Source organism: Syntrophomonas sp. UBA5494 (assembly GCF_002426325.1).
In genome coordinates, this window is record NZ_DIPG01000007.1 from 989 (window position 1) to 1,188 (window position 200).

The 200-nt window shown below is 55.0% G+C and carries 1 protein-coding gene; it reads left to right on the forward strand.

Translation table 11 applies throughout. The annotated features are described in order from the left end of the window. Nucleotides 1-200 (forward strand): glycine--tRNA ligase subunit alpha (locus B3W37_RS00680; RefSeq protein WP_483174487.1); only part of this gene is annotated, 200 nt, incomplete at both ends.

Genomic DNA, 200 nt, shown 5'->3' on the forward strand with positions numbered 1-200 from the left:
GAAAACCCCAACCGCCTGCAGCACTATTATCAATACCAGGTCATACTCAAGCCATCACCGGACAACGTTATCGAACTGTACCTGGATAGTCTGCGCGACCTGGGCATAGATCCTGATCATCACGACATCAGACTGGTAGAGGACAACTGGGAATCACCCACCCTGGGCGCCTGGGGCCTGGGCTGGGAAATCTGGCTGGA